The organism is Curtobacterium sp. MCLR17_040 (genome assembly GCF_003234735.1).
In the GTDB taxonomy this organism is placed as follows: Bacteria; Actinomycetota; Actinomycetes; order Actinomycetales; family Microbacteriaceae; genus Curtobacterium; species Curtobacterium flaccumfaciens.
The window spans coordinates 404,952-412,230 of record NZ_QKTE01000001.1; the positions used below are offsets into that span (position 1 = coordinate 404,952).

The following is a 7,279-nucleotide window of genomic DNA, read 5'->3' on the forward strand; positions in this document are numbered from 1 at the left end:
ATGATCGAGTCGTTCGTCGACGACGCCGGCATCCGGGCGTGGATCGCCATCGGGCTGCTGCTCGTCGGGTCGCTGCTGTCGCTCGGCGCCGGGGTCGGCATCGTCCGGTTCCCGGACCCGCTCGTCCGTCTGCACGCGATGGCGAAGCCGCAGGTGCTCGGGCTCGCGCTCGCGCTGGCCGCCATCGTCGTGGCGGTGTGGACGTGGACGGCGTTCTGGGTCGTGCTGCCGATCATGGTGTTCCAGCTGTTCCTGGTGCCGGTGTCGACGCACATGATCGCGCGCGCCGGCCTGCGTGCCGACGACTACCGGCACGAGGACCTGCTCGTCGACGACACGGAGTCCTGACGCGCCGACCTGACCGGCTGGAGGCCCGTGGCGGCGTCGCCACGGGCCTCCAGTCCGTCAGGTGGTCACGTTCGCGGTCAGGCGGTCGCGACCCGACGCGGGAGCAGCAGGTTGCCGACCGCCGCGACCACGACGATCGCGGCGGAGACCGCCGGCAGCAGCATCGCGGCCGCGGTGCCGTGGTGCTCGGCGACGTCCCCGGTGATCGCGGAGGCGATGGACTGGCCGACGATGACGGCGGACCCGAGGATCGTCATGGTGGTGGCGGACCGGCCGACCGGTGAGCGGTCCGAGCCGAGGCTGTACTGGGCGACCAGGGTCGGCCCGATCCCGATGCCCATGATCGCGAGGACGATGCCCGCGGCGACGACGGAGTCGGCGCTGGCGAACGCGATCGCACCGCCGAGGAGCACGACGCCGAACACGAGCCAGCGCCAACCGAGACCGAACGACCGCGGGAACGCCGCCGACCCGAGCGCCAACCCGGCGGAACCGATGCCCATCAGGCCGTAGAGCAGGCCGGCCTGCGAGGCCTCGCCGTGGGTCTCCATGAAGGCTGTCAGCGAGGTGAGCGTCGAGCCGAAGAACAGGCCGATGCCGAGGATGCCGACGACCACGACGACGAGCCGCGGGCGCAGGAGCTGCCGGGCGGGTGCCTGCGTCGACTCCGCGTGCTGGCCGACCACGAGCTTGCCGGTCGGGTGCAGCGCGAACGCCGTCACGAACACGAACGTCAGGACCGAGGCGCCGGCGACGGCCACCCACGGGGCGATCGCGCTGGCGAGGATGCCGACCAGGAACGGACCGATGATGAACACGGTCTCGTCGGCGGCGGACTCGTAGGCCATCGTGCCGCTGAGGGTCTTCTCGCGCCGCGCCGGGGCCATCCGCTGCCGGATGATCGCGACGAGCCGGGTGCGGGACATCGGGGCGACCTGCGGGGCCGAGGCACCGATGCAGAATGCGACCGCGAGGACGGCGAGGTCGGGCGCGGTGCCGCTGACGACGAACGGGAAGAACCCGAGCAGCGCCGCGTTCACCAGGCCGACGGGGACGAGCACCGCCCGCTGGCCGTAGCGGTCGGCCGCGGCGCCGACCATCGGGCCGAAGATCGCGGAGCCGATGCCGACGGCGGCGGAGTTGATGCCGCCGAGGGCGACGGAGTCACGGGCGGCGACGACGAGGGTCAGGACGCCGACCACCATCATCGCGAACGGGAGCCGGGCGATGAACGCCACGGGGAAGTACCAGCGGCCGGCGAGGGAGACGAGTGAGCGGTCCGGAGCGGGCGGGGCGTCGGTTGAGCGGGTCTGGAGCATCGGGGTTGTGCCTTCTCGGCCCGCCCGGTTCGGTGGCGGCGGACCCATCGGGTGCCGCCGTTGTCCGCCGGGATGCCGGCGGCCGGTAGATACACACTGCGTGTTGTCGAACGCTGTCGATGGTACCAACCGGCCGCCGCGCACCGGAGGAGTTCGCTCCTGGCGCCGTCCCGGCGGTCAGCCGTGGTGCGGTCGCAGACCGTCGCCTGCGGCGCCGTCAGCCGACAGGTCGCGACCGGTCGGCGGGCGACCCGCGACGTGTCGTGACCGCTCGGCGCGGGCCGACCACGCGACGCGACGCGACCGGACGACGGACGGGAGGCGCGTGACGGCGTGCCCCGCGCCTCCCGGCCGCCGCGCCGCGCGCCCAGGGCCCCGCAGCGGTCACGACACCCCGTCGGCCGTGCGCGGCGCGGTCGCAGACCGTCGCCTGCGGCGCCGCCAGCCGACAGGTCGCGACCGGTCGGCGGGCGACCCGCGACGGGTCGTGACCAGCCGGCGGGATCCGCCGAGCGACGAGATACGACCGGCCGAGGGACTGCTGCGGCGCGGCGCTCGGGTCAGGAGACCTCGCCCGCGCGGGCTCCCGCCCACAGGTCGACGTCCGTGATGCCGACCGAGTGCTCGTCGATGACGCGGAGTTCCTCGTCGGTGAACGACGTGTTCGACAGCGCGGCGACGTTGTCCTCGAGCTGCGACACCCGTGACGCACCGATGACGAGTGAGGTCACCCGCTCGTCGCGGAGTGCCCAGGCGAGGGCGAGCTGCGCGAGGGACTGTCCGCGGGCGGCCGCGACGTCGTTCAGGGCGCGGAGGTGCTCGACGACCTCGGGCGTGATGCTCGACGCGTCGAGGGACTTGCCAGCTGCCGCGCGGGAGTCCTCGGGCACACCGTTCAGGTACTTGCCGGTCAGCAGCCCCTGCGCCAGCGCGGTGAAGCCGATCACGCCGAAGCCGAGCTCGCCGGCGGCGTCGAGCAGCCCCTCGGTCTCGATCCAGCGGTTGAGCATCGAGTACGAGGGCTGGTGGATCAGGAGCGGGGTGCCGAGGTCGCGGAGGATCTCGGCTGCCTTCCGGCTGCGCTCGGCGTCGTACGACGAGATGCCGACGTACAGTGCCTTGCCCTGCTGGACCGCGGTGTGCAGGGCGCCCATCGTCTCCTCGAGCGGGGTCGAAGCGTCGAGACGGTGCGAGTAGAAGACGTCGACGTAGTCCAGGCCCGTGCGCTGCAGCGACTGGTCGAGCGAGGCGAGCACGTACTTGCGCGAGCCACCGCCCTGCCCGTACGGCCCCGGCCACATGTCCCAGCCGGCCTTCGTCGAGATGACCATCTCGTCGCGGTAGGGCCGGAAGTCCTCGCGCATCAGGCGGCCGAAGTTCACCTCGGCGGCACCGTACGGCGGGCCGTAGTTGTTCGCGAGGTCGTGGTGGGTGATCCCGAGGTCGAACGCCCGGCGGCTGATGGCGCGCTGGTTCTCGAAGGGCATGTCGTCCCCGAAGTTGTGCCAGTACCCCAGGGAGAGCAGCGGCAGGTCGAGGCCCGAGCGGCCGGTCCGGCGGTACGTCATCGAGTCGTAGCGGTCGTCACTGGCGATGTAGGTCATGGGACGAGCCTGGCACTCGATCGAGCCCTGGCCTCGCATGCTTCGCTTCCCGGACCCATGATGGGTGCACGAGACCACGAGGAGACGACGATGGCACGGACGACGAAGACCGAGACCACCTTCACCGACGAGGAGCGCGCGGCGATGCAGGAGCACGCCGCAGAGGTCAAGCGCGCCCGCGGCACGAAGGGCACCAAGGCCGAGAAGGCGGCGGCCGACGCCGCTGCGGTCGAGGCGAAGATCGCCGAGATGCCCCAGCCGGACCGCGGGCTGGCGGAGCGCATCCACCGCATCGCGCTCGAGGTCGCGCCTGAGCTCGCGCCGAAGCTCTGGTACGGCATGCCCGCCTACGCGCGGGACGGCAAGGCGGTGTTCTTCTTCCAGGACGCCGCCAAGTTCAAGGCCCGCTACGCGACGCTCGGGTTCCAGGACTCGGCCGCGCTCGACGACGGCACGTTCTGGCCGACTTCGTGGGCGATCAGCCCCGAGTTCTCCGAGGCCGACGAGGCACGGGTGGCCGACCTGATCCGTCGCGCGGTCGGCTGACGGTGCTCGGGCTGGGCGCCGCTCCCGTCTTCGCCCTGCTGTTCCTGGTGCTGTACGTCCTGGGGCGGCGACGGGACCCGCGGATGCTCCGCAACGGGGTGTTCCTGACCGCGGCCGTGCTGTTCGGGCTCGCGACGGTCGTGGCCGTGCTGACCAGGGTGGTCCCCGGGTTCAGCCTGCTCGTCGCCGTGGTGCTGCTGCTCGTGCCGCTCGCCGTGGTGGTGCTCGGCGTCGCCCTGGTCGCGAACGGCCTGCAGATGCTCCGGGCCGAGGGGCGCAGCGTCGGCAACCTGCTGTCGCTCGCCGCCGGGGTGGCGGTGTTCGTGCTGCCGGCGATCGCCATCGCCCTGCTCCTCTCGGGCAGCGGTGAGGGCTTCACGCTGTGGGACGGCACGAAGATCGCGGTCGCCGTGCTGATGGTGTTCGTCTGCGGGTACTTCGCACTGTCGCTGGTCGCGTTCGCCCTGTACTCCGTGGTCTACGGGCGGACGCGGCACGGCATCGTCCCCGACACGATCGTGGTCCTCGGCTCCGGACTCGTGCACGGCGAGGTCCCACCCCTGCTGCAGAGCCGGCTCGACCGGGCGCTCGGCGTCTACCGGGCCGAACGGGCCGCCGGACGCCGACCGCTCCTCGTGCCGTCCGGCGGACAGGGCGACGACGAACCCCGCCCCGAGGGCACCGCGATGGCAGAGTACCTGGTGGCGCACGGTGCCGACGCGGGCGACGTCGTGGCGGAGACCGCGTCGCGGAACACCCGCGAGAACCTGCGGTTCTCGCGGGACGTGCAGACGGCCGCCGGCCGGGACGGCCAGATGGTCGTGGTCACGAACAACTACCACGTGCTGCGGGCCGCGACCCTGGCCCGTCGCCTCGACCTGCCGGCCCAGGTCGTCGGCGCGCGCACGGCGGCGTACTACGTCCCGAGTGCGTTCCTGCGGGAGTTCGCCGCGGTGATCGTCGAGCACCGCTGGCTCAACGTGGTCGCCTGCACGCCGTTCGTGCTGTTCACCGGGTTCCTGCTCTGGGAGTCGTTCCAGCAGTAGGATCTCCACCATGGTCGAGATCCCGGCACCGCGGCCGACCGACCTGCTGCCCATCGGCGAGATCGTCCGCCGCACCGGCGTCGCAGCCTCGGCCCTGCACTTCTACGAGCGCAAGGGCCTGATCCACCCGGAGCGCACCGATGGCGGCACGCGGATGTACCCGCGGCACGTCGAACGACGGATCGCGATCATCCAGGTGGCCAAACGCCTCGGTATCCCGCTCAGCGAGGTCGCCGAGCAGTTCGAGGCCCTGCCCGCCGACCGCATGCCCTCGCTGCGCGACTGGAACCGGTTGAACGAGCGGTGGCGCGCACGACTGCGGGCCCGCCAGCTCGAGCTCGAGCGCCTGCAGCAGGAGATGACGCAGTGCATCGGCTGCGGGTGCGTCTCGCTCGGAGCGTGTTCGGTCGTGAACCCGGGTGATGCCCTGGGCGACGAGGGGCACGGCGCGCGTCGTCTGCTGCCGATCCAGGACGAGGCGGCCGACGATGCCGACGCCGCTGCCGCTGCCGCCGCCGCCGCCGCCGAGGACGCTGTCGCCTAGCCCGCGCGCAGTCCGTCGTCGATCCGCTGCAGCAGCTCCAGCGCCTCGACCGCACCCCGTTCGTCGCCGCCGAGGGCCGTCCGGAGCTTGCCCGACCAGTGCCGGTAGAGCCGGTCGACGCTCTCCTGGGCCAGCGCGGTCGAGTGCAGCTGCACGGTCCGGGCGTCCGCCGGGTCCTGGCGCCGCTCGACCATGCCCTTCGCCACGAGCGACCGGAGCGCGACGCTGAGGTTGCTGCGCTGCAGGGCCGTCGCCTCGGCGGTGGCACTGGGCGAGGTGCCGGGGTTGCGGTTGATCCAGCGCATCACGAGCGCCTCGGTGCCGGTCAGCGGCACGATGTCGAGGGTCTCCGAGCCGTGCGGGTCGATGTCACGCGCGATCCGGAGCAGGACGTCCGCGAACTCGGCGAGGACGTGGTCGGACACGGCGGAGTGCATGACCGTACTGTACCGATCTCGGGCGATGAGTTATGCTTTCATAACAATGACCACGGACACCGGAACCATCCGCGCGACGATCGCGACACCCACGACCAAGCAGCAGGGCATCACGACCGCGCTGCTCCTGGTGCTCGGCCTGCTCAGTGCCGTCGCCCCCTTCGCCACCGACCTGTACCTGCCGGCGTTCCCGCAGATGACCACCGAGCTCGGGGCGAGCGCCACCGCCGTCCAGCTCACCCTCACCGCGTTCCTGGTGGGCGTGACCGCGGGCCAGCTCGTGTTCGGTCCGCTGTCCGACCGGTTCGGCCGCGTGCCGCCGCTCATCGCCGGTGCCGCGGTGTGCGTGCTCGCCAGCATCGCCGCGGTGCTCGCGCCGAACATCGGCGTGCTCATCGCGGCCCGCCTGCTGCAGGGCCTCGGCGGTGCAGCCGGCATGGTGATCAGCCGTGCGGTCATCTCCGACCTGGCGACCGGCAAGTCCGCCGCCCGCGCGTTCTCGCTCATGATGATCGTCGGCGGGGTCGCCCCGGTCGTCGCACCGCTGCTCGGCGGCCTGCTCACCGGTCCGATCGGCTGGCGCGGCCTGCTCTCGATCGTGCTCGGCCTGTCGGTCGTCATGCTCATCGCGGTCCTCGCCGTGATCCGCGAGACCCACCTGAAGGAACACCGCGACGCCCTGCGTGCGGAACGCCGTGGCTCGGGCTCGGCCCTGCGTGCCCTGCGCTCCCGCACGTTCCTCGGCTACACCGCCGTGTTCGGCTTCGCGTTCGCCGTGATGATGGCCTACATCTCCGCGTCGCCGTTCCTGTACCAGGACATGATCGGCTTCGGCACGGTCGGCTACGGCCTGGCCTTCGGGCTGAACGCCCTGGCACTGATGGGCGTCAGCATCCTGTCCGCCAAGCTCACCGCGACCCGTTCGGTCACGGGCGTGCTGTCGCTCGGCATCGTGCTGGTGCTCGCGTCGACCGTGGCGTTCGCGCTGCTCGTCGTCTCCGGGGCGCCGGTCATCTGGCTCGCCGTGCCGCTGTTCACCGCGGTCGGCTCGCTCGGCCTGGTGCTCGGCAACGCCACCGCACTCGCCCTCGGTGCCGTGCCCTCGGCTGCCGGCAGCGCCTCGGCCGTGCTCGGTGCCCTGCAGTTCGGGCTCGCGGCGCTCGTGTCCCCGCTCGTCAGCATCGGCGGCTCGGACACCGCGGCGCCGCTGGCGATCGTGATGCTCGCCGCCGCCGTGGTGGCCGTCGTGGCGCTGCTCGCGGCGCGGGGCCGGACCAGCCGGACCAGCACGCTCAGCTGACCCGGAAGGACACCGGCCGCTGACCCGGAACGGCACCGCCCGCTGACCCGGAAGGACACTGTCGACGTCGTACGACATCGACAGTGTCGTTCCGCGTTGACCAGACCGCCCCCCGCACACGCCCCGCCCCCGACC

Annotated in this window: 8 protein-coding genes; 5 read left to right on the forward strand and 3 right to left on the reverse strand. The window is 72.2% G+C overall.

Translation table 11 applies throughout. The features are described from left to right. On the forward strand, positions 1 to 348 hold the full coding sequence (gene mnhG / locus DEJ01_RS01950; RefSeq protein WP_258373860.1) for a monovalent cation/H(+) antiporter subunit G: 348 nt from the start codon (positions 1 to 3) through the stop codon (positions 346 to 348). Positions 349 to 425: 77 nt separating this feature from the next. Here the strand turns inward: mnhG and DEJ01_RS01955 are convergent, their stop codons facing one another. Together DEJ01_RS01955 and mgrA are read right to left on the reverse strand one after the other, a co-directional pair. Continuing rightward, positions 426 to 1,667 (reverse strand): MFS transporter, encoded by a 1,242-nt coding sequence (locus DEJ01_RS01955; protein ID WP_111092061.1) that lies wholly within the window; start codon positions 1,665 to 1,667, stop codon positions 426 to 428. Positions 1,668 to 2,227: 560 nt separating this feature from the next. After that, positions 2,228 to 3,271 (reverse strand): L-glyceraldehyde 3-phosphate reductase, encoded by a 1,044-nt coding sequence (gene mgrA / locus DEJ01_RS01960; RefSeq protein WP_111092062.1) that lies wholly within the window; start codon positions 3,269 to 3,271, stop codon positions 2,228 to 2,230. Positions 3,272 to 3,361: 90 nt separating this feature from the next. Between mgrA and DEJ01_RS01965 the strand changes: the two genes are divergently transcribed. From DEJ01_RS01965 to soxR, 3 genes are read left to right on the forward strand one after another with little or no spacing between them, the layout of a single operon-like run. Continuing rightward, on the forward strand, positions 3,362 to 3,817 hold the full coding sequence (locus DEJ01_RS01965) for an iron chaperone (protein ID WP_196783353.1): 456 nt from the start codon (positions 3,362 to 3,364) through the stop codon (positions 3,815 to 3,817). A 2-nt stretch (positions 3,818 to 3,819) separates the two neighbouring features. Continuing rightward, positions 3,820 to 4,863: a YdcF family protein gene (locus DEJ01_RS01970; RefSeq protein ID WP_258375619.1), complete on the forward strand. Its 1,044-nt coding sequence runs from the start codon at positions 3,820 to 3,822 to the stop codon at positions 4,861 to 4,863. A 10-nt stretch (positions 4,864 to 4,873) separates the two neighbouring features. Continuing rightward, entirely contained in the window at positions 4,874 to 5,407 is a 534-nt protein-coding gene (gene soxR / locus DEJ01_RS01975) for a redox-sensitive transcriptional activator SoxR (protein ID WP_111092063.1), read from the forward strand. Here soxR and DEJ01_RS01980 read toward each other — a convergent pair. Next, the gene (locus DEJ01_RS01980; RefSeq protein ID WP_216852147.1) at positions 5,404 to 5,844 is read right to left on the reverse strand and encodes a MarR family winged helix-turn-helix transcriptional regulator; all 441 of its coding nucleotides are present in this window, start codon (positions 5,842 to 5,844) and stop codon (positions 5,404 to 5,406) included. The two genes, soxR and DEJ01_RS01980, sit on opposite strands and share 4 nt — an antisense overlap. Positions 5,845 to 5,890: 46 nt before the next feature. Here DEJ01_RS01980 and DEJ01_RS01985 point away from each other — a divergent pair, with 46 nt between their 5' ends. Then, entirely contained in the window at positions 5,891 to 7,144 is a 1,254-nt protein-coding gene (locus DEJ01_RS01985) for a multidrug effflux MFS transporter (RefSeq protein ID WP_111092064.1), read from the forward strand. The last annotated feature ends 135 nt before the right edge of the window (positions 7,145 to 7,279 follow it).

What these genes read in the sequence shown, in the direction of transcription:
- mnhG (WP_258373860.1), top strand. Translation starts at nt 1, where the DNA reads ATGATCGAGTCGTTCGTCGACGACGCCGGCATCCGGGCGTGGATCGCC.
- DEJ01_RS01955 (WP_111092061.1), bottom strand. Translation starts at nt 1,667, where the DNA reads ATGCTCCAGACCCGCTCAACCGACGCCCCGCCCGCTCCGGACCGCTCA.
- mgrA (WP_111092062.1), bottom strand. Translation starts at nt 3,271, where the DNA reads ATGACCTACATCGCCAGTGACGACCGCTACGACTCGATGACGTACCGC.
- DEJ01_RS01965 (WP_196783353.1), top strand. Translation starts at nt 3,362, where the DNA reads ATGGCACGGACGACGAAGACCGAGACCACCTTCACCGACGAGGAGCGC.
- soxR (WP_111092063.1), top strand. Translation starts at nt 4,874, where the DNA reads ATGGTCGAGATCCCGGCACCGCGGCCGACCGACCTGCTGCCCATCGGC.
- DEJ01_RS01980 (WP_216852147.1), bottom strand. Translation starts at nt 5,844, where the DNA reads ATGCACTCCGCCGTGTCCGACCACGTCCTCGCCGAGTTCGCGGACGTC.
- DEJ01_RS01985 (WP_111092064.1), top strand. Translation starts at nt 5,891, where the DNA reads ATGACCACGGACACCGGAACCATCCGCGCGACGATCGCGACACCCACG.